Below are 650 nucleotides of genomic sequence, written 5' to 3' on the forward strand. Positions count from 1 at the left end.
CTCACGACGCCTCCGACCGATCCGCCGCCATACCCGCCGCGTCCAGCAGCGCAGTGCCCACAATCAAATCGGCCCCGCCGAACTCCGGATCGTCCAGCACCGTCCCGTCGTCCACGGCGAACAGCAGCGACCGCTCCCCCTGCCGATAGGCAGTACCGACCGCCGGGCTCGCCGCGTGCACCGCCAGCAGAGCGACCAGGTACGGCAGTTCCGGATCCCGGAGACGCGCCTCGGCAAGCAGACCCGAGAGCCGCCGCGGCGCGTCCGCAGGCAGCGTCAGCAACTCCATCGCATGAGCGAGCTGCTCCTCACTGAAGCGGCTGTCGTCGGGAGTCGCGATCAGATCCGGCTCCGGCATCTCCGCGCCGAGATGCTCCCGCTCCGCAGGCGGCGTCAGCAGCAGGTCGACCAGGTCGCCGACGCGGACGGACGCCGGGGTGCGCAGACCCGTGCCGCGGGCGAAGAAGGCGTCGGTGACGCGCCCGGCCTGTTCGAGCGGGAGCGGCAGGACGGGGGCGAGGAGCTGCCCATAGAGGTCGAGGCCGGCGCCGGAGGACGGGGTGGCGAACGCCTGCCGGTCCTGTTCGGCGCGGAACAGCGGGCCGGCTTCCAGGAGCCGCGACTGGAGCTGGGTGTGGCGGCGGATGCAG

General features: G+C 72.6%; 1 pseudogene. It reads right to left on the bottom strand.

Annotated elements, in window-relative coordinates:
- Position 1: 1 nt before the first annotated feature.
- A pseudogene (locus JNW98_RS35195) lies at positions 2–650 on the bottom strand (hypothetical protein); the annotation flags it as partial.

It is taken from the genome of Streptomyces huiliensis, assembly GCF_020037025.1.
Taxonomy (GTDB): Bacteria; Actinomycetota; Actinomycetes; order Streptomycetales; family Streptomycetaceae; genus Streptomyces; species Streptomyces huiliensis.